A 19,752-nucleotide genomic window follows, 5' to 3' on the forward strand; every position below is an offset into this window, starting at 1 on the left:
AATGTATCAATATGCAGACTTTGACAGAGCCTTTATCGCCGCGCGCAACGCGCAGTTTCGTGCTCAGGTCGCGCGGCGCATTTCTGGCGAACTTTCAGAAGATGAATTCAAGCCGCTGCGCCTGATGAACGGCGTCTATTTGCAGCTGCACGCCTATATGCTGCGCGTGGCGATACCCTATGGAACGCTCAACAGCGCCCAAATGGGTGTGCTTGCGGATTTGGCCGAGACTTATGACAAAGGCTACGGCCACTTCACCACCCGTCAGAACATTCAATACAATTGGCCAAAGCTTGGCGACATTCCCGATATGCTAGATGATCTCGCGCGCGTCGGCCTGCACGCGATCCAGACCTCAGGCAACACCATCCGTAACGTGACCGCTGACCACTTCGCAGGTGCGGCTGCAGATGAGCTGGCCGACCCGCGCCCCATTGCCGAACTGATCCGCCAATGGAGCACCGACCACCCAGAGTTTCAGTTCTTGCCACGCAAATTCAAAGTCGCTGTAACAGGCAGCCCCAATGACCGCGCAGTGACCGCCGCGCATGACATAGGGCTGCGCATTGTTGCCCGTGACGGCGCACTTGGGTATCAGGTTTTGGTCGGCGGCGGCCTCGGTCGTACCCCCATGATTGGCAAAGTTATCAAGGACTTCTTACCCGAAGCTGATCTCTTGCCTTACCTTGAGGCTGTGGTCTCCGTGTGGAATACTCTCGGACGGCGCGACAACAAATATAAGGCGCGCATCAAGATCACAGTCCATGAGCACGGCGTTGCGGAAATATCCCGTCTTGTGGAGGAGCGTTTTGCGCTGATCCGCCCAACGTTTAGTGGCGTTGATCAGATCCTTCTGGCTGATATCCGCGCCCAATTTGCCCCGCCCGTTTTTCGCGCGGCGCCCCTCGTGGCCTATGACGCAGCTTACGTCGCTGACCCCGTGTTTCGCGCTTGGGCCGATACCAACCTTGCGCGCCATAAACGGGCAGATCATGCCATCGTGACAATCTCTCTGAAAGCCCACGGCGAGACGCCCGGCGATGCGACTGTCGCGCAAATGCGCCTTATGGCCGATCTTGCTGCGCGCTTTGGCTATGACGCCCTGCGCATCTCTCACGAGCAAAACGTGATCTTGCCTCATGTTGCGCGCGCCGACCTGCCGACGCTTCACGCCGCGCTGAAAGCGCAAGGTCTCGCAACGGCCAATATCGGCCTTCTAAGCGATATCATTGCTTGCCCCGGCATGGATTATTGCGCCCTCGCGACGGCGCGCTCCATCCCCGTTGCGCAAGACTTGGCACAGCACTTTGACGCGCTCAAGCTTGAGCACGACATCGGGCCACTGAAGCTAAAAATTTCGGGCTGCATCAACGCCTGTGGGCATCATCACGTGGGCCATATCGGTATCTTGGGCCTCGACCGAGCAGGCGTTGAAAGCTACCAAATCACACTTGGAGGCGATCACGGGACAGACCTTGCGCTTGGCGGGCGCACGGGGCCTGGCTTTAGCTATGGTGAGATCGTCCCTGCCATCGAACGCATCCTGCGCTGCTATCTGGCCTTGCGCGAAAGCCGCGAAGAAACCTTTCTTGAGGCGTTTCGCCGCCTTGGCCTAGCGCCGTTCAAAGCGGCCCTTTATGCGCCAGAAGCCCCCGCAAAGGAGCTGATCCATGCTGCAGAGTAACTTGGCCGCCAAAGCGGAACAACTCAACCTGCGCTTTGCACGCCTGCCTGCGGAATCGCTTCTCAAAGAAGTGTTTGCGCATGGCTTACTGGGGCGTGCAGCGCTTGTCTCTTCCTTTGGCGGCGAGGCGGCTGTGCTGTTGCATATGCTGTCCAAAATCGCGCCCGATGCCCCTATTCTCTTCATTGATACGGAGCTGCTCTTCCCTGAGACACTGGCCTATCAGGCCGAGCTTGCCACGCGCTTTCAGCTCAGCAATGTGCAGAGACTGCGTGCAGACACATCATTCACAGACCCCACACGCCGCTTGCACCGCTCTGACCCAGAGGCCTGCTGCGCATTGCGCAAAACCGCTCCCTTGCAGGCGGCACTTGCGCCCTATGCCGCTTGGGCCTCGGGGCGTAAACGCTTCCAGGGCGGGGCGCGCAGCACACTTGAGCTGTTTGAGGCCGAGCACGGCACAGGCCGCATCAAACTCAATCCGCTGGCGAACTGGTCGCCCAAACAGATCACCTCCTATTTTGAGGCCCATGATCTGCCACGCCACCCCTTGACAGCAAAAGGCTATGGCTCCCTCGGCTGCGCGCCCTGCACAAGCCCCGCCAAAGGCCGCGCAGGCCGTTGGCAAGACCGCGCAAAAACAGAATGCGGCATTCACCTGCCCGCCACGACGCCCAAAGGAGAAAACGCATGACCCTTATCCGCGACCATGGTTTTGCCCCCGAAGACTGGCCCCACGGTTTTACAGAGAATCCCCGCGAAATCGCAGGCGAGAACGGGGCTGGTCTTGATCTGCCCCCCGACGCCACGCTTGAGCAAATCGCGGGCCGCCTGCCCTCGTTGCGGCTCATCCGCATTGACTTCCCGAGCTTTGCCGACGGACGCGGCTTTACGCTTGCACGCCAGCTGCGCCTCATGGGGTATCGCGGGCGCCTGCGTGCCGCAGGCCACCTCATCGCCGATCAATACGCTATGGCGCGGCGGGCAGGCTTTGACGAAGTGGAAATCTCAGAGGCCGAAGCCAGGCGTCAGCCAGAGGAGAGCTGGCTCTTTCGTGCCGATTGGCAGGCGCATGACTACCAAGCCCGCCTACGGGGCTGATTTGCCCTTCACCTGACATAGATCAAAGCTTACTAGAGGATATCGGTTTAAATCGCCGATAAGAGACATAATGAACGAGATAAGCAGCATGACCGAGGCAAAACCGATCAAAACGCCCACCCTGCCCGATGCGCAGACTGTCACCCAAGTAAAGCACTACACAGATCGTCTGTTCAGCTTCCGCTGTACGCGGCCTGCAAGCTTGCGCTTTCGCTCGGGCGAATTTGTCATGATCGGCCTCATGGGCGCGCCTGACGAAAAAACAGGCAAGCAAAAACCGCTTTTGCGCGCTTACTCCATTGCCTCACCGAGCTGGGACGAAGAGCTTGAATTCTATTCCATCAAGGTTCAGGACGGCCCACTCACCTCGCGCCTTCAGCATATCAATGTCGGGGATGAAGTCATCCTGCGCCCTAAGCCTGTTGGTACGCTCGTGCATGATGCCCTCTTGCCTGGGAAGCGGATATGGTTCTTTGCCACAGGTACGGGTTTTGCGCCCTTTGCGAGCCTGTTGCGTGAGCCACAGACCTATACGGATTATGACGAAGTCATCATCACCCACACCTGTCGCGAAGCCGGCGAGCTGACGTATGGCGCCGAGATCATTGAAAGCCTCAAGACAGACGAGCTCCTCAACGAAGTCATAGGCGATGGCTTTTGGAAGAAGATCAAATATTACCCGACCACAACCCGCGAAGAGAGCCCAAAAATGGGCCGTATCACCGATTTGATGCGCTCAGGCGAGGCCTTTACAGATCTTGGCGTTGAGCCGATCTGTCCAAAGAACGACCGCGCAATGATTTGTGGCAATCTTGCCTTTAACATTGAGCTTAAAGAGATGCTCGAAGGCTACGGCCTTGAAGAAGGCGCGAACTCAGAGCCAAAAACCTATGTTGTCGAAAAAGCGTTCCTCGACTAACGCGCTTTAACACATAGCCCATAAAAAAGCCCCGCTCAACCTGAGCGGGGCTTTCTGCTTGTCACGCGGTGTTAGGCTTACATGCCCATCGCTTCTTTTACTTTTGTCAGGATTTCTTTCAGCGCGTCAGGGTTGTCCTGAGCAGCTTCCAGACCCTTCTTGAGAAGGCCCTTCTGCATCGCGCCAATCTTGTCTGAACCGTCGATCATCTCGGCGACTTTTTCAAAATTGAACCCTTCAGGTGTGAGCAATTCGCCCATCCCTGTCATGGCGTCTGTCGCCGCTTCGGTTGTGGCTTCAGCGGCCGCTTCCGTTGCTGCAGCTGCGTCACTGGCAGCATCAGTTGTCGCTTCGGCAGCTTCTGAAGCTACGTCAGTTGCGGCTTCCGTGGTCGCTTCTACCGCATCCGTTGCTGTCTCAGTGACGGCTGTTGCCGCATCACTGGCCGCCTCAGTCGTGGCCTCAACTGCGTCAGTCGCAGCTTCTGTTGTGGTTTCAACTGCGTCAGTCGCTGTCTCGGTCACAGCTGTTGCTGCGTCTGTTGTCGCTTCCACAGCCTCGGCTGCAGTTTCAGTGACAGCAGTTGCTGCATCTGTTGCCGCTTCGGTGGTGGCTTCAACTGCGTCTGTCGCGGCATCGGCTGTCGCCTCGGCAGCTTCAGTCACGGCTGTTGCCGCTTCAGTTGCTGTTTCTGTCGCCGCATCCACAGCGCCTTCAACGGCTTCAGCAACGCCTTCGGCGGCTTCAGTGACGGCTTCAACAGGGGCAACTTCTGTCACCGTCTCTGTCACGCTTTCAACGGCTTCTGTCACGCTCTGGCCCGAATACACAAAGTACCCAACGCCCAAAACAATAGCCGCAAGCACAATCCACAGTAAATTCTTCATAACTCTTTCCCCTTAGGTTCGGGCGCCCAGATTCTTCTGGGGCGCGCTCAATCTGCCAAATGGCGTAGGCCAACGGAAGCTGCAAGGGGGAAAGCCTCCAAAATCAGCTCAAATCAGCCGATTGCCGCTTGAATCCGCCTCATTCGCGCTCTACCCTGCCCGACGACTAGCTAGGTCAACAACACAAGGATCAAAACCATAGCCCGTAGACCTCATAACGCGCCTCCACAGCGCGACACTGGCCCCCGCGTCAATGACCGTATCACAAGCACTGAAATCCGTCTGATTGGCGCCGATGGCGAAAACGTAGGTGTTGTGACGCCTGCGCAAGCCATGATTATGGCCGAAGAGGCAGAACTCGACCTTGTCGAGATTTCGCCCAATGCAAACCCACCCGTTTGCAAAATAATGGATTTCGGCAAGTTCAAATACGAACAGCAGAAGCGCGAAGCCGAGGCCCGCAAAAAGCAGAAGATCATCGAGATCAAAGAGGTCAAGTTCCGCCCGAACACCGACACGCATGATTACGACGTCAAAATGCGCAACGTGGTCAAGTTTCTCAACAACGGTGACAAAGTCAAAGTCACGCTGCGCTTTCGCGGCCGTGAGATGGCGCACCAGAACTTGGGCCGCGAACTTCTGGAGCGTATCGCAGATGACGTGATCGCAGCAGAGCTCGGCAAGATCGAGAACTTCCCCAAGATGGAAGGCCGCCAAATGGTTATGCTGATCGGTCCAACCGCAAGCAAATGATCTCGCTCGCACGAATAGACACGCCCCGCCTAATCCGCGGGGCGTTTTGCGTTTGAAAGGAACCTCTCATGTGGGAAGAGCGCTACAAAACCCCTGACTACCTCTTTGGCACAGAGCCCGCCGACTTTCTAAAGGCTCACGAGGCCCTACTCACATCGGGCCAAACAGCGCTTAGCGTCGCAGACGGAGAAGGCCGCAATTCAGTCTTCCTCGCCGAGAAAGGTCTTTCTGTCACAGCTCTCGAATATGCCCCCTCTGCCATTGCCAAGGCAAAAGCGCTTGCCACCAAGCGCGGTGTTCAGGTCGATTTTTGTGAGGTGGATGTTCTGTCTCACGCGTTTGAAGAGACTTACGACATGGTCCTTGGTATTTTCATTCAATTCCTCGGCCCCGCCGAGCGGAGTCTGGTCTTTGAGCGGATGAAAGGTGCTGTCAAACCACAGGGCCTTATGATGCTGCACGGCTATACCCCCGAACAGATCACCTTTAAGACAGGCGGCCCGCCTCAAGCCGAAAACATGTATACGAAAGAGCTTCTCAAAGACGCCTTCTCAGATTGGGACATCCTCACCTGCCGCTCCTATGAGGCCGAAATCTCGGAGGGCACAGGCCACGCAGGTCGCTCCGCCTTGATCGACTTCATTGCCCGCAAACCAGACTGAACTTCCTTTAGACATTAAAGCGGCCAGCCCCTGCTCTAAGCCTGTGCACCCAAGCCAAAAAGCAAACGGCCCACGTTTTTCAACGCAGGCCGCTTACCCATGGGTCTCTTCAGGGATTACTCAGCAGGCACAGCCACGCCGCCGCCGCCAATCCGCTCAGGCAGAACGAAAGCGATAACAATAAAGGCCAGCCCCATCAGGATACCGATGATATCGCCTGACATGGCCGTTAGCCCGTCAAACTTTGAGCCAGGGACTGTACCGAGCGTGGTCTTTCCGCCCATGACATCGTCCAGCATGCCGCTGGCTTTCCACGCGGGATAAGTGACCATATAGGCCGCAGCCCCAAGCAAGCCGCCAGCGATAAAGAAGAGCGCGTCCTTGCGTCCCGAGGCCGCTGCACAAACGCCCGTACCTGGGCAGAAGCCAGAGGCCGCCCAGCCTGCGCCGAGCATAAGACCCCCTACAAACACACCGACATAGGCGGCTTTGACACTCATATGGCCCACATCCACAAGCCCGATCATCTGGCCGGCAAACATCAGAACAGAGCCTGTGCCGATCGCGAGCAGAATGGTTTTCATCAGGTTGAGGTTTGTCAGCGCCAGCATACGACCAATATAGGTCGGGTTGGTTGCGCCGATACGGTCAAGCACTGCGCCGAACGCTGCGCCAATCACAATTGCGAGTAAAATTTCCATCTCAGCTCTCCTTCCGATACATCATCAACGCCACGGGGACAGCCGCAGCAAAAGCACCCGCTGCAAAGAGATAGCCCGACACAGCCGTCTGCATCATCCCGCTCATCATATGGCCCGAGGTACAGCCACCAGCGAGGCGCGCGCCGTAAAGCACAATAAAACCGCCCAAAAAGGCCACAAGGTAGCGCTTCGTCTGGCTGTTTCCATAGGTGTTGCGCCATATTTCAGGCATCCCGCGCTCAGCAGCATCAAGCCCGCCACGCAGGCGTGTGGATATAAAAGCCCCAGCCATCATCGCCAGAACAAAGATAAACGAATAGTTCAGCGGGTTGGCGACAGATTTGGCATATTTGCCGCCCGATTTTGCCAGATAGGCGTTGGTTGAGGTATAACCCTCTTCCGTTTTGGTCACGAGTTCGCTGTTCACTACGTCGCCAATGATGCCATCCAAAATGACAAATTGCGTACTCACGCCAATCGGCTTCACAAGCAGCACAGCGAGGAAAAATACCCCCCCGAGCAGCACGCCGCCAATTTTCCAATCCAATGTCATGGTGTTTCCTCCTGTTACATTCCATCACTCGAATATCACAGCAAGCAAACGCACGACTTGATACATATCAAATTCCGCATGTGTGACCTGATTGTTTCCAATCTTGTTAAAATCACACAGTTTTTTCTGGGTGAGCGGGCAAAGATTGACGCCTGATCAGGCAAATGGCATAGTTTTTGGAAACAATTAGATGCCAGAATGCCAAAAAGGCGCGGCACAAAATAGGCGGGCAGCCCATGTTAGATATCTCCGGCAAAAGGTCGGGGTGCGTATAATGCGCATCACAGCCCTCACTTGCGTCAAGAACGAAGGCCCTTTCCTCTTGGAATGGATCGCCTTTAACCGCGTTATCGGCGTCACCGACTTTCTGTTTTATCACAATGATTGTACCGATGGTACAGACCGCCTGCTCGCCAAGCTGGAAGAGCACGGCATCGTTAATCATTTGCCCAACCCCGCAGAGGGGCGCAATTACCAGATGGAGGCACTCAAGAAGTCGCGCCGCCAGCCTGTGATCAAACAGGCCGATTGGGTCTGGGTGGCCGATGTGGATGAGTTTCTCAATATCCATGTCGGGGATCACACGATCCCCGCACTGATTGAAGCTTGCGGCGATCCGCAGGTGATTTCGCTCACTTTCCAGTTTTTTGGCAATGACGGCATTGAGGCCTACCAAGACACCCCAGTGATCGAGCAGTTCCTCCACAGCCACAACCCAGACATCTGGACCAACGAAATGGCAATTGAGGTCAAATCCCTTGTCCGGGCTGACTTTCCACTCAATTACTACGGCGCGCACCGCCCCTTCCACGACGAGGATGTCCCCAAGCGCAAACAGCCCAAATGGACAGACGGCTCGGGCCGCCCCGTGCCGATCCAGTTTATCAAGCGCGTCAACAAGCGCCGCATTCGCAAATTTCCCACCAAGGGCGCGCGCGACTTTGCCACGCTCAATCATTACGCCCTGCGCTCGCTTGACAGCTATCTCGTCAAAAATGATCGCGGCGATGTAAACCGTGAGTTTCGCGAGTTTGATGATACCTACTGGCGCGAGCGCAACGACAACGCCTATTTTGATGACAGCATCCTGCGCTATTCAGCGCCACTTAAAGCCGAGATGGACCGCCTCAAGGCGCTCGACGGGATCGCGGATCTGCATGAAGAATGCGTGACGCTGCACAAGGCCAAGCTCACGGAGCTGATGGCGCAAGACAGCTATCAGGCCATGCGCAAACAGCTTCAGACCTGCTCTCCCTACCCGCCGATCGAGGCAGAGTTGCGGGCCTTTATAGGGCTGTCCGCATGAGTGATAGCTTCAAAATCGTAAATCTTGGCCTGCCTAAGACAGGAACAACCACGCTCACACGCGCATTGCGCCGCGCCGCGATTGCCACGGCCGATTGGAAGATTCATCGCCGCCAGTCTGACGACGAAAGCCTGATCGGCCAGCACCTTGGGACAATACTCTATCAGGATTACTTCCAGAGCGGCGACCCCCTCGCCCGCCTTTCAAAGTTTCGCGCCTTTAACGAGCTCAGCCATGCGGGTCTCAAGCACTCTCTCTGGCCGCAAAGCGACTGGGCACTCTTGGAAGCGATTGAAAAGCATCACCCCGAGACGCGCTTTATGCTCAACACACGCAGTCCCGCACGCGCCGCCTCTTCTATCATGCGTTGGGGCAATATGGGCACGCTGCGCCTGCCCAACACCAATGTCCCTGGCCTGCCCAAAGGCTACGGCCATGAGGAAGCGCAGCTCGCCCGCTGGATCGCGGGTCATTACGCGTTCATTCGCCGCGTATTTGCGGGACACGACAGGTTTCTCGAATTTGACATCGCCGATGAGGCCGCGCCGCAAAAAATCGGCGCCTTTATCGGCACCAAGCTTCCGTGGTGGGGCCGCGCCAATGCACGCCCCGCAGCTGTTCCCGAAGCCACCCCTGACCTTCAGCCAGAACTGACAGAGACCTAATGCGCATTCATCTCCTCATAGGCCCCACAGCGGAAAGCTCAGACCGCTTCCGTACCATTCTCAAAAAGAAGAACGCGCTCTTGGCCAAGTCAGGTATTCTATGCCCTGATTGGAACCATATCCGCCTCTACATGGCCTGTGCCGACCCTGACGCCGTGGGAGTAATCCGCTTCAAGCGCGGCTTCTCAAGCCCCTTGGCACAAAAGGCTCTCTATGACGAGATCGCCCTTCAGCTCAAGCGCGCGAAGGAAGAGGACAGCCCCAAAATGCTGGTGCTCGCCAATGGCCAAATCGGCTCTATGCTCACATCAGATTCTGAACTTAAGCGCCTGAAAGCGCTTTTGAATACTGTCTCGGACGACATTCATATCACCGCTCACGTGGACGAGCAGGCGCGCATCCTCGCGCCGCTTTATGCCAACAAAGTCATGGAAGGCCGCCGCGCCAGCCTTGAGGCCGAAATGAGCCTCGCCAAAGGCAAGGACTGGTGGGGCAGCGCCCTCGCCCTGCGCGGAGAAAACGAGCCTTACTATGGCCTCTTTAACGACATTCAGCACCCCGCCCCATGGCTCGACTATGAGGGTATGGTGAAAACATGGGAAGATGTCTTTGGCAAAGACAGCGTCAGCCTGCGCCCCCTCGATCGCGCGGCGCTCCTTTCGGAAGATGCCCCCGCCGAGCTTAACGAAATTCTCGGCCTCACCGATGCGCTCGGCAAGGTCGACCCGAACAAACCCGAGGGATTACATTCTGCTGTATCCGTGACCCGCGTGCGCCAGTTCAACGAACTCGTCATCGCCTATATGAAGGCCAAAGAGTTCTTCACACCCCGCGATCTCTGGCGCACCCTCACAGGCGATCTACGCGAACCCGGCGCGCCCATCGCACCCGGAAGCCTTGGGGCGGTCTCAAAACACTTCGCGGCCAGCAACAAAAGCCTGATCAAGCGCTTCCCTGCCCTCGCCGAGGCGCTTGCACCTGATGCCAAGCTCAAGGACTGGGAGGAAGCCGACGGCACAAAAGGCTACCGCGCAAGCCAGTACCTTGCTGCCTTTGCCCACCGCATTCGCAACAACTCGACCCCCGTGGCAGAGCTTCTGGCCGAGGCCAACCAGATCAACGAAGAAGCCACACATTTTGATGATGTCGTGGCCGACGAACACATCGGCGGCGGCACAAAAGAGCAGAAACAGAAGGTGCTCGACAAGCTCAAGGTCAACCACCAGATCGTACTATCGACCCACATCCGCCCCCATAACGATATGGGCCGCGTCAATGAAGAAGAGCTCGCCGCCGCCTACTCTGAAGTGCCGATGCGCACTCTGCCCGAGGGCAACACAGGCAATGTCATTGTGGGGTGCATGAAAAACGAAGCGCCCTATATTGTCGAATGGGTCGCCTATCACCGCGCGATGGGCGTGGATAACTTCCTGATCTACACCAACGGCTGCGAAGACGGCACAACCGAACTGCTTGACCACTTACAAGAGATGGGCGTGCTTCAGCACCGCGACAACAACGACTGGAAGGGCAAATCGCCCCAGCAATACGCGCTGAACAACTCCCAAAGCGAGCCTGTGATCAAAAATGCAGAGTGGATTATCCATATTGATGTCGATGAATTCATCAATGTACGCACAGGCAACGGCACACTGGATGATCTTTTCAAAGCCACGGGCAATGCCACCAATATCGCGATGACATGGCGGCTGTTTGGCCATAACGGCGTGCACAAGCTCTCGGATGACTTTGTGATCGAGCAATTTGACACCTGCGCACCCAAGTATTGCCCCAAGCCGCACACCGTCTGGGGCTTCAAGTCCATGTTTCAAAATCTTGACGCCTATCGCAAGATTTCCTGCCACAGGCCCAATCAGGTTGTCGAAGAGAAGCGCGAGGCGCTCAAGTGGGTCAATGGCTCAGGCAAGGATGTGACCGAAGACTACATTAAAGGCGGCTGGAGAAGCTCCAAGAAAACAATTGGTTATGACCTTGTGCAGCTCAATCACTACGCGCTGCGCTCTGCCGAAAGCTTCCTCATAAAGCGCCAGCGCGGCCGCGCCCTGCACGTCGATCGCTCCATCGGGCTGAATTACTGGATTCGTATGGATTGGTCAGATTTCAAAGACATAACAATCAAGCGCAACGTACCCCGTGCACGCGCCGAATACGCGCGTCTGATGACTGATCCAAAGCTTAAAAAATTACATCAAGACGGCCTTAAATGGCACGAAAACAAAGTGCAGGAGCTGCACCAGATGCAAGAATTCCAAGACCTCTACGCCCAAGCCTTGAAAGTGAAACTGAGCGAAACCGAGCGGGTGGCCTACGCCCTCGCCCTTGATATGGAGAGCTGACAGATGGACGGTTCAGCAACACCCAATTCAGACTTCCCCGTGATGCATTCCCGCGGTGTCATGGTCCCACGTGACCCCGCCGTTATGACCCCCAAGTTGAGGCGCGCCCTGCGGCTCAACGGCTATGAGGCCAAAGAGGTCAACGCCGCGCTAAAATGTGTTGCCGATGGCGATACCGTGCTCGAACTTGGCGGTGGGATAGGTTTCGTCTCGACATTTCTCGCCAAAAAGCGCGCAGTGCAAGCCATTCATACCTATGAGGCCAACCCACATCTCATCGCCTTTCAGCATCAGATGCATGCGCTCAACGAAGTGACAACCGTCACAACTCACAACGCCCTTCTCGCTCCGCGCAAGGGCAAGCCACAGAGCTTTTATGTGCGCGAAAACTTTCTGGCTTCATCGCTCTCTCCTGAGGTGAGCAATATGCCTGTGAAGTCCGTTGAAGAGGTCGAAGTGCTCGGCCTCAATACTGTCTTTCGGGATGTGAAGCCTGATGTCTTTATCTGTGATATCGAAGGCGCCGAGGCCGAGCTGCTACCACACCTCAAATACGACGGCTTGCGCGCAGCAATCATCGAGCTGCATCCCCAGTGGATCGGCGCTGAAGGCGTGCGCGCGGTCTTTGACGCGATGCATGCAGCAGGGCTCAGCTATTTCCCGCGCTGGTCAGACCAGAAGGTTGTCTGCTTTCGCAAGGAGTGGCCGCTCAAGTGAAGGCTCTCGCGGTTCTGACCCTGCGCAATGAGGCGTCCTTTCTGTTAGAATGGTTGGCGCATCATAAAGCCGTGGGGTTTACAGATTTTCTTGTTTTATCAAACAATTGCGATGACGGCACAGACCGCATGCTTAACAGGCTTGAGGCGCTTGGCCTGCTGACCCATCTGCGCAATGATGGCCCCTATGACAAAGGGGGCATCCAGTTCACTGGCCTCAAGCTCGCCTCAAAGCACAAGCTCGCCCGCAACGCCGATTGGATTCTTGCACTTGATATCGACGAATTCGTCAATATCCACACTGGCGATCATACTTTGCCCGCACTCTTTGCCGCCCTGCCCGAGGCCAGCGCCATCACTCTTACATGGCGACTCTTTGGCAATGCCGATCAGGTCCATTATCAAGACACCCCTGTGACCCGCCATTTCACACGCGCCGCCCCTGTGGAGATGACATGGCCATGGCGCGCAGCGATGTTCAAGACACTCTACAAAAATGATGGAACCTACGGCAAAATCGGGGTGCACCGTCCACGCCAGCCCGACAAAAACAGGCTACCCGCCAGCCGCTGGTTTGATGGCGAGGGTCGCGAACTGGACGACCAGTTCAAAACGCGGCGGATTTTTTCCAATTATGGCCGCTCCAACTATGCCCTCGTTCAGCTCAATCATTACGCACTTGGCTCTATGGAAGCTTTCGTCGTGAAGGCCGACCGTGGCCGCGCCGTTCACTCCGACCAGATGCTTGATGTCGACTATTGGGTTGAGCGCAATTACAACACGGATGAAGACACAAGCATCCTTGCACTCACGACGGCCTTTGAAGCCGAGCTTGCGGCCCTTCACGCGGATGAAACCCTCTCAAAACTTCATAAAAAAGCGGTCGCATGGCGTCAAAAGCGGTTTTCCCAGCTGCTCGAACTTGAGCCATATCGCGCCCTCTTTGGCCGCCTCCTTCAGACGCCCCCCTCCCGTCCCGTGCCACAGGCTTTGGCCAATCTGATGATCCGTCACGCCTTTAAATCGCGCCAACCAGAGTAGACAGAGGCACGGCCAAATGTGACGCACCTGCGCCAAAGAGCTTTAAAATTGCACGTATCCTCCCCATTTCTGCCCTAATCCATCGGTAATTTCTTCCTCAAGCGCGGGACAAACCCGCGGAAAAGGTATTGAGAGATGCAGGATTTGGCAAAAACACTCGAAGGCTCGCTCGCCGAGATGTCCAAGCGCGACTGGCTGACCGCTCTGGCGGAGCTGTCTGAAGAGAACGGTCATTTCCAACCCTTGGGCAAAAAGCATTTTTCCTCCTATATCGCTGGGAGCGAGACGCTTCTTGTCACATTTGAAAGCTATGACGGCATCCAGCGTATCTCACCCAACGCACACCCACTTGGATGGGAGGTTGCCAAAGTGCTGGGATGGTCCTCGCTCTCGGTCATGTCAGATGGGCAATCATGGTTTCGCGACCGCGAGGTTTATGCCTATTTTGACGATCTCATCGATGACGGTTTCTTTGAAGAGTTCGACAATGTGGTCTTTTACGGCGCGGGCCCTTGTGGCTATGCCGCCGCCGCCTATTCCATCGCAGCGCCCGGTGCGCGCGTGCTCGCGCTGCAGCCCCAAGCAACCCTCGATCCGCGCGTCGCCGAATGGGACGAGCGCTTTATCCGTCAACGCCGCCTGGATTTCACTTCGCGCTATGGCTATGCGCCCGATATGATCGACGCCGCCCAAGAGGCCTTCGTCATCTATGACCCAGAAGAGCTCGAAGATGCGATGCATGCCGCCCTTTTCACGCGTCCCAATGTGCACAAGCTGCGCCTGCGCCATGCTGGCGGCGCGCTTCAGTTCTCACTGCGCAACATGAAAATCCTGTCCCGCCTGATCGCACTGGGCGGCACAGGCCGCCTGACGCCCGAAATCTTCGCCAAGCTCGCCCGCGCGCGCCGAGAAGACCGTCAATATCTGCGCAATCTGCTGCGTCACCTCGATGACAAAGGCCGCACCAAGCTTGCTCATGCGCTTTGCAAAAACGTCACAACGCGGATGGACGGAGTTCCTGCGTTTGAGCGTCGCTTAAAGGGTCTGGAGACCCGCCTTGCCGAGCTTGAAGGCGCCGACAGCTAGAGCCTGCGAAGCCAACCAAAACCTCTAGCCCTGACCGCCCAATGCGTGTAAACGCAGCGCCATGACACAGACGCTCACCATCACCCGCCCCGATGATTGGCACTTGCACCTGCGCGACGGCGCAATGCTCGCAGCCGTTTTACCCGAAACAACGCGCCATTTTGCCCGCGCCATCATCATGCCAAATCTCGTGCCACCCGTGGTCACAAAGGCAGATGCCGAGGCCTACAAGGCCCGCATTGAAGCGGCCATGCCCGAGGGCGCGCGCTTTGCCCCCCTGATGACGCTCTATCTCACGGAAGAGACAGACCCCGATGATCTCGCCGCCGCCCATGCTGCGGGCCTGATTTCTGCGGTCAAACTCTATCCCGCAGGCGCCACAACCAACTCCGCCTCAGGCGTGGCCGACTTCAGCAAAGTCCAAGCCGTGCTTGAGCGCATGGCCGAAATCGGCTGCCCCCTCTGCGTTCACGGCGAGGTCACAGACAGAGACATCGACATTTTTGATCGGGAAGCTGTCTTCATCGACCGCGTGCTCGACCCGATCCGCAAGTCCGTGCCTGATCTGCGTGTGATTATGGAACATATCACAACCAAGGACGGCGCCGAATACGTCAAATCAAACCCCGAACGCCTCGGCGCCACCATCACGGTTCAGCATCTCATGCTTGATCGAAACGATATGCTCGTCGGCGGCATGCGCCCGCATTACTACTGCTTGCCGATCCTCAAGCGTCGCGAGCACCGTGAAGCGCTTCTGGCTGCTGCCACATCAGGCGACACCCGGTTCTTTTTGGGAACAGACAGTGCCCCGCATCCGACACATGCCAAAGAAAGCGAATGCTGCTCAGCGGGCTGCTTCACAGCGCCCGTTGCGCTCGCCTGCCTTGCCCAAACATTCGAGGACGCAGGCGCCCTTGAGGCGCTCGAAGGCTTTGCATCCCTTCACGGCCCCGCCTTCTACGGGCTGCCTGTGAACAGCGAGACACTCACACTCACCCGCAGCGAGACGCCTGTGACTTTCCCGACAAGCATCGCCAATGGGGCCGACCCTGTCACGGTCTTCGCTCCTGGCCGCCCAATTTACTGGTCAGCCCCCTAACTCTTTTTCTTTCTCAAAATATCCCCGCCGGAGGCTCCTGCCCCCTCCCAAAGCGCAAAGGCCTGAACATGATCCCGACAAGCTACCCCACATCTGAAGAAATCGCCCGTCTCACAGCCCGCATGCTGCTCGAAATTGGCGCTGTCAACTTCAACACAGACGAGCCCTATACGCTCGCCTCGGGTCTGCCCTCGCCAAGCTATATTGACTGTCGCAAGCTGATCAGCTTCCCGCGCATCCGCAGCACATTGATGGATTTTCTGACCGTTACAGTGATGCGCAACGCTGGCTTTGAAGCCTTTGACAATATCGCAGGTGGCGAGACAGCGGGCATTCCTTTCGCCGCCCTCGTGGCCGAGCGCATGGCCCTGCCAATGACCTACGTCCGTAAAAAACCCAAAGGTTACGGCAAGAATGCCCGTATCGAAGGCGCCATGAGCGCCGGTGAGCGCGTTCTGCTTGTCGAAGATCTGACGACAGACGGCGGCTCAAAGCTCTCCTTTGTCGACGCGATCCGCGAAACAGGCGCAACCTGTGCCCACACAGCGGTGATCTTCTATTACGACATTTTCCCCGAGACCACCAAAACGCTTGGAGATCACGGCGTAGCCCTACATCACCTCTGCACATGGTGGGATGTTCTTAAAGAGGCCCGCGCCCAAGAGGCCTTCTCTGAAGATACGCTGGCCGAAGTCGAGCGTTTCCTCAAGGACCCGCGCAAATGGCAGGCCGAAAACAAGAAATAAGCCGCTATTTCTGTCTAAGCCTGCCAAACCAAAGAAAAACAAAATACTTTTCCACAGGCAGGCCGACAGCGGCCAAACAAGAATCACGGCGCGCTACAACATTTGGTAGTTTTCTCGCGCCGTGCTACACTATTGAGCAGTGACGTATCACAAACCGACTTACCCACAGGCTTATCCCAAGAGCTGTCCACAGAGATTTCCAGAATGCCTTTTGTGTGCCCATAGCCTACAAGTCATAGACACACCCATCTGAGAGGATTCGCATCGGCATGAACGAAATCGCAGCCTTCAACGCCACAGGTGCAGAAGTTTCCTCGCCTGAGTCCGTGCCGCACTCGATCGAAGCCGAGCAACAACTCCTTGGCGCGCTCTTAACCAACAATGATGTCTACGACAAAATTGCCAGCATCATCACGCCAAAGCATTTTTATGATCCCGTGCATGCACGGATCTTTGAAACAGCCGCCGCGCGGATCGCCAAAAACAATCTCGCCTCCCCCGTCACGCTCAAAGCCTTCTTTGAAGATGACGATGGCCTCAAAGAGCTTGGCGGCCCTGCCTATCTCGCGCGCCTCGCGGGTGCTGCGATCTCGGCCTTCGCCGTACGCGACTATGCCCAGCTGATCTATGATCTCGCAATCCGCCGTGATCTCATTGCCTTGGGGCAAGAAATCAGCGCCAAGGCGGCGCGGGTCGATGTTGCCTCCGAACCCAAAGAACAGATCGTCGAAGCCGAGCAACAGCTCTACAAGCTCGCAGAGCAAGGCCAGACAGAGAGCGGATTTCAAAGCTTTCTCAAGGCAGTAACTGACGCAGTTAATGTTGCTAACGCTGCCTATCAGCGCGAGGGCGGCCTCGCAGGCATCGCCACAGACCTGATGGACATGGACAAAATGCTCGGCGGTTTGCACAAGTCCGACTTGCTCATCCTCGCTGGCCGCCCCTCCATGGGCAAAACCTCGCTGGCCACCAACATCGCCTACAACGTCGCCAAAGCTTACAAGCGCGGCAAACTTCAGGACGGCTCCGAAGGCGCGCTAGATGGCGGCGTGGTCGGTTTCTTCTCGCTTGAAATGAGCGCCGAGCAGCTCGCGGGCCGTATTCTTGCCGAGGCGTCTGAAATTTCGAGCCACAAAATCCGCCAAGGCGACATGGACGAAACAGAGTTCCGCCGTTTTGTTGATGCGGCCAAAGAGCTTGAGGCCTGCCCCCTCTTTATTGACGACACCGCCGCGATCCCGATTGCGCAACTCGCTGCACGCGCGCGCCGCCTCAAACGCACCCACGGGCTTGACCTCCTGATCATCGACTACCTACAGCTTGTGCGTGGTACATCAGAGAACCGCGTTCAGGAAATTGGCGAGATTTCGATGGGCCTCAAAGCGATCGCCAAAGAACTCCAGATCCCTGTGATCGCCCTCTCCCAGCTTTCCCGTCAGGTCGAAAGCCGCGAAGACAAGCGCCCACAACTCTCAGATCTGCGCGAATCTGGTTCAATCGAACAAGACGCCGACGTTGTTATGTTCGTTTTCCGCGAAGAGTATTACGCCGAGCGTGAAAAACCCTCTGATCACGAACTCGACAAAATGGCCGAGTGGCAAGAGCGCATGTCGCGCCTGCATGGCAAGGCAGAAGTCATCATTGGCAAGCAGCGTCACGGCCCCATCGGCACGGTTGAGCTTAGCTTTGAGGCGCAGTTCACGCGCTTTGGCAATCTGGTTAAGCCATGGCAGCAAGGCGGCGGAGATCAGTTCTAAAAGAGCGAGTCACGCCTATCGTCCTCGATTACTTGCTGTTCTCTGGCGCCTCTTTGAGCGGGTCTGGGATGTGCGCGCGGCGCGTGGCCCAGCTCCTTGGCTTTTGTCGATCAGATCTGAGCCTTGCTCCCCCGTCGCCTTCAGACTGCACCTCTGGCTCTTCTGCTGAAAAGTGGATGACAACCCATAAGATGGCTCCTAAGCTTTTCAAAGGTTAACAAGTGGATGCAGTTATGATCACCCGCCGTTCTGCTTTCACAGGAGCCCTCGCCATGGCCGCCCTTATATCCCCAACCAAACAAAACTGTGCCACTCTGCAAAGCTGTCGCTAAAAGGACCAACATGAGCCACGACTTTCAAGATGAACTGACCAGCCGCCTGATCCGCTACTGCAAGATCGATAGCCAGTCTGACGCCGACAGCCAAAGCAGCCCAAGCACTGATATCCAGCTTGATATGCAGCACCTGCTAATGAGCGAGCTGAAAGAGATCGGCGCACAAGGGGTCACGCTCACCCCTTATGGGACGGTTCTGGCCACGCTGCCAAGCACCGCTGGCTCTGATGCCCCCACGCTCGCCCTTCTTGCCCATGTCGATACGGCACCACAGTTCAACGCGACAGGCGTCAAACCCGTGGTCCACAAAAGCTACAACGGCGGCGATATCTCCTTCCCCGACGCACCAGAGCTGACACTTTCCCCCGCCAATTCGTCCTATCTCGGCACAAAACAGGGCCATGATATCATCACCGCCTCAGGCACAACTCTTCTCGGCGCAGACGACAAAGCTGGCGTAGCCATCGTTATGACTGCCGCGCGCCACCTTCTTGCCAATCCCGAGATTAAACACGGCAAAATCCGCCTCGCCTTCACACCCGATGAGGAAATTGGCCGTGGCGTTCACCCTGATCTGCCCCGTGATCTGGCCGCTGATTTCGCCTATACTTTTGATGGCGGCGAAGTCGGCAATATCGAATACGAAAGCTTTTCGGCTGATGGCGCTAAAGTTCATGTTACAGGCGTCTCTATCCATCCAGGCACAGCCAAAGGCACGCTGGTCAACGCGCTGCATCTTGCCGCAAAAGTCCTTATGACCCTCCCACAAACAACGCTAACGCCAGACACATCCGACAACCGCGACGGCTTCATCATGGCCACAGATCTGGTAGGCAATGCTGCCGAGGCGACGCTGACGTTCATTCTGCGTGATTTTGAGCGCGATGGCCTCGCCGCCAAAGGCGCGCTTTTGCAAAGCGTGGTGGAGACTGTCCAGCTCACCGAGCCTCGCGCCACACTGACCTGCGAGATCACGCCGCAGTACCGCAATATGCGCTACTGGCTTGAAAAAGACATGACCCCAGTCACCCTAGCACAAGACGCCGCCCGTGCGATCGGCGTCACGCCCCGTTCCGCTCCCATCCGTGGCGGCACAGACGGCTCCCGCCTCACAGAGCTGGGCCTGCCCTGTCCCAATATTTTCACGGGCATGCAGGAGCTTCACGGTCCCTTGGAGTGGATCAGCGTGCAGGACATGGCCATAGCGACAGAAATGGCTCTCAAACTCGCCGAGCTGGCTGCCGCCCCATAGAAGGCCCCGCCCCAATGCCATTTTTCTTTCCAAAAATACCTCGGGGGTTGGGGTAAAGCCCCAATCCGACGACCGCCAAACAAGAGAAACGCCCTGTTTTCAAACACCACAATGGCATTTCCCCCTTGA

General features: G+C 56.7%; 19 protein-coding genes. 16 read left to right on the forward strand and 3 right to left on the reverse strand.

The genetic code is table 11. The features are described from left to right. Nucleotide 1: 1 nt before the first annotated feature. The 4 genes from DSM117340_RS08250 (at nucleotide 2) to DSM117340_RS08265 (ending at nucleotide 3,704) form a co-directional block, all read left to right on the forward strand. On the forward strand, nucleotides 2-1,684 hold the full coding sequence (locus DSM117340_RS08250) for a nitrite/sulfite reductase (protein WP_089890562.1): 1,683 nt from the start codon (nucleotides 2-4) through the stop codon (nucleotides 1,682-1,684). Further along, nucleotides 1,671-2,378 carry a phosphoadenylyl-sulfate reductase gene (locus DSM117340_RS08255; protein WP_089890559.1) on the forward strand — a complete coding sequence of 236 codons (708 nt, stop codon included), beginning with the start codon at nucleotides 1,671-1,673 and terminating at the stop codon, nucleotides 2,376-2,378. The genes DSM117340_RS08250 and DSM117340_RS08255 overlap by 14 nt, the downstream gene beginning before the upstream one ends. Beyond that, nucleotides 2,375-2,785 carry a DUF934 domain-containing protein gene (locus DSM117340_RS08260; RefSeq protein ID WP_089890556.1) on the forward strand — a complete coding sequence of 137 codons (411 nt, stop codon included), beginning with the start codon at nucleotides 2,375-2,377 and terminating at the stop codon, nucleotides 2,783-2,785. Before DSM117340_RS08255 ends, DSM117340_RS08260 begins: the two co-directional genes overlap by 4 nt. Before the next feature lie 70 nt (nucleotides 2,786-2,855). Next, on the forward strand, nucleotides 2,856-3,704 hold the full coding sequence (locus tag DSM117340_RS08265) for a ferredoxin--NADP reductase (protein WP_089890554.1): 849 nt from the start codon (nucleotides 2,856-2,858) through the stop codon (nucleotides 3,702-3,704). A 77-nt stretch (nucleotides 3,705-3,781) separates the two neighbouring features. On the opposite strand, the gene DSM117340_RS08270 is transcribed toward DSM117340_RS08265, so the two are convergent. Further along, nucleotides 3,782-4,591 (reverse strand): hypothetical protein, encoded by an 810-nt coding sequence (locus DSM117340_RS08270; protein WP_089890551.1) that lies wholly within the window; start codon nucleotides 4,589-4,591, stop codon nucleotides 3,782-3,784. A gap of 198 nt (nucleotides 4,592-4,789) precedes the next feature. Here DSM117340_RS08270 and infC point away from each other — a divergent pair, with 198 nt between their 5' ends. Both infC and DSM117340_RS08280 read left to right on the forward strand, forming a co-directional pair. Then, complete coding sequence (gene infC / locus DSM117340_RS08275) at nucleotides 4,790-5,344, forward strand: translation initiation factor IF-3 (RefSeq protein WP_271437490.1); 555 nt, start codon at nucleotides 4,790-4,792, stop codon at nucleotides 5,342-5,344. 68 nt (nucleotides 5,345-5,412) lie between these two features. Then, nucleotides 5,413-6,006 carry a class I SAM-dependent methyltransferase gene (locus DSM117340_RS08280; protein ID WP_089890546.1) on the forward strand — a complete coding sequence of 198 codons (594 nt, stop codon included), beginning with the start codon at nucleotides 5,413-5,415 and terminating at the stop codon, nucleotides 6,004-6,006. 116 nt (nucleotides 6,007-6,122) lie between these two features. On the opposite strand, the gene DSM117340_RS08285 is transcribed toward DSM117340_RS08280, so the two are convergent. Further along, nucleotides 6,123-6,707, reverse strand: a complete 585-nt coding sequence (locus tag DSM117340_RS08285) for a YeeE/YedE thiosulfate transporter family protein (RefSeq protein WP_089890543.1) — start codon at nucleotides 6,705-6,707, stop codon at nucleotides 6,123-6,125. Nucleotide 6,708: 1 nt separating this feature from the next. Next, nucleotides 6,709-7,260 carry a YeeE/YedE thiosulfate transporter family protein gene (locus DSM117340_RS08290; RefSeq protein ID WP_089890539.1) on the reverse strand — a complete coding sequence of 184 codons (552 nt, stop codon included), beginning with the start codon at nucleotides 7,258-7,260 and terminating at the stop codon, nucleotides 6,709-6,711. A 274-nt stretch (nucleotides 7,261-7,534) separates the two neighbouring features. Between DSM117340_RS08290 and DSM117340_RS08295 the strand changes: the two genes are divergently transcribed. The 10 genes from DSM117340_RS08295 (at nucleotide 7,535) to pepT (ending at nucleotide 19,623) form a co-directional block, all read left to right on the forward strand. Next, nucleotides 7,535-8,566 carry a glycosyltransferase family 2 protein gene (locus DSM117340_RS08295; protein ID WP_089890537.1) on the forward strand — a complete coding sequence of 344 codons (1,032 nt, stop codon included), beginning with the start codon at nucleotides 7,535-7,537 and terminating at the stop codon, nucleotides 8,564-8,566. Next, nucleotides 8,563-9,231, forward strand: a complete 669-nt coding sequence (locus DSM117340_RS08300) for a sulfotransferase family protein (RefSeq protein ID WP_271437481.1) — start codon at nucleotides 8,563-8,565, stop codon at nucleotides 9,229-9,231. The genes DSM117340_RS08295 and DSM117340_RS08300 overlap by 4 nt, the downstream gene beginning before the upstream one ends. Further along, nucleotides 9,231-11,588 (forward strand): glycosyltransferase family 2 protein, encoded by a 2,358-nt coding sequence (locus tag DSM117340_RS08305; protein WP_089890532.1) that lies wholly within the window; start codon nucleotides 9,231-9,233, stop codon nucleotides 11,586-11,588. The genes DSM117340_RS08300 and DSM117340_RS08305 overlap by 1 nt, the downstream gene beginning before the upstream one ends. Nucleotides 11,589-11,591: 3 nt before the next feature. Further along, nucleotides 11,592-12,305 carry an FkbM family methyltransferase gene (locus DSM117340_RS08310; RefSeq protein ID WP_089890530.1) on the forward strand — a complete coding sequence of 238 codons (714 nt, stop codon included), beginning with the start codon at nucleotides 11,592-11,594 and terminating at the stop codon, nucleotides 12,303-12,305. After that, nucleotides 12,302-13,345, forward strand: coding sequence for a glycosyltransferase family 2 protein (locus tag DSM117340_RS08315; protein ID WP_089890528.1), 1,044 nt, complete (start codon nucleotides 12,302-12,304; stop codon nucleotides 13,343-13,345). The genes DSM117340_RS08310 and DSM117340_RS08315 overlap by 4 nt, the downstream gene beginning before the upstream one ends. A gap of 135 nt (nucleotides 13,346-13,480) precedes the next feature. Beyond that, nucleotides 13,481-14,431: a phosphoadenosine phosphosulfate reductase gene (locus DSM117340_RS08320; RefSeq protein ID WP_177170658.1), complete on the forward strand. Its 951-nt coding sequence runs from the start codon at nucleotides 13,481-13,483 to the stop codon at nucleotides 14,429-14,431. 61 nt (nucleotides 14,432-14,492) lie between these two features. Continuing rightward, nucleotides 14,493-15,533, forward strand: a complete 1,041-nt coding sequence (gene pyrC, locus DSM117340_RS08325) for a dihydroorotase (protein ID WP_089890526.1) — start codon at nucleotides 14,493-14,495, stop codon at nucleotides 15,531-15,533. Nucleotides 15,534-15,601: 68 nt separating this feature from the next. Further along, on the forward strand, nucleotides 15,602-16,279 hold the full coding sequence (locus DSM117340_RS08330; RefSeq protein WP_089890523.1) for an orotate phosphoribosyltransferase: 678 nt from the start codon (nucleotides 15,602-15,604) through the stop codon (nucleotides 16,277-16,279). Nucleotides 16,280-16,548: 269 nt separating this feature from the next. Beyond that, the gene (locus DSM117340_RS08335; RefSeq protein ID WP_089890520.1) at nucleotides 16,549-18,036 is read left to right on the forward strand and encodes a replicative DNA helicase; all 1,488 of its coding nucleotides are present in this window, start codon (nucleotides 16,549-16,551) and stop codon (nucleotides 18,034-18,036) included. 342 nt (nucleotides 18,037-18,378) lie between these two features. Beyond that, nucleotides 18,379-19,623 (forward strand): peptidase T, encoded by a 1,245-nt coding sequence (pepT, locus tag DSM117340_RS08340; RefSeq protein WP_089890517.1) that lies wholly within the window; start codon nucleotides 18,379-18,381, stop codon nucleotides 19,621-19,623. Nucleotides 19,624-19,752 lie beyond the last annotated feature (129 nt).

Source organism: Lentibacter algarum, assembly GCF_040580765.1.
Classification (GTDB): domain Bacteria; phylum Pseudomonadota; class Alphaproteobacteria; order Rhodobacterales; family Rhodobacteraceae; genus Lentibacter; species Lentibacter algarum.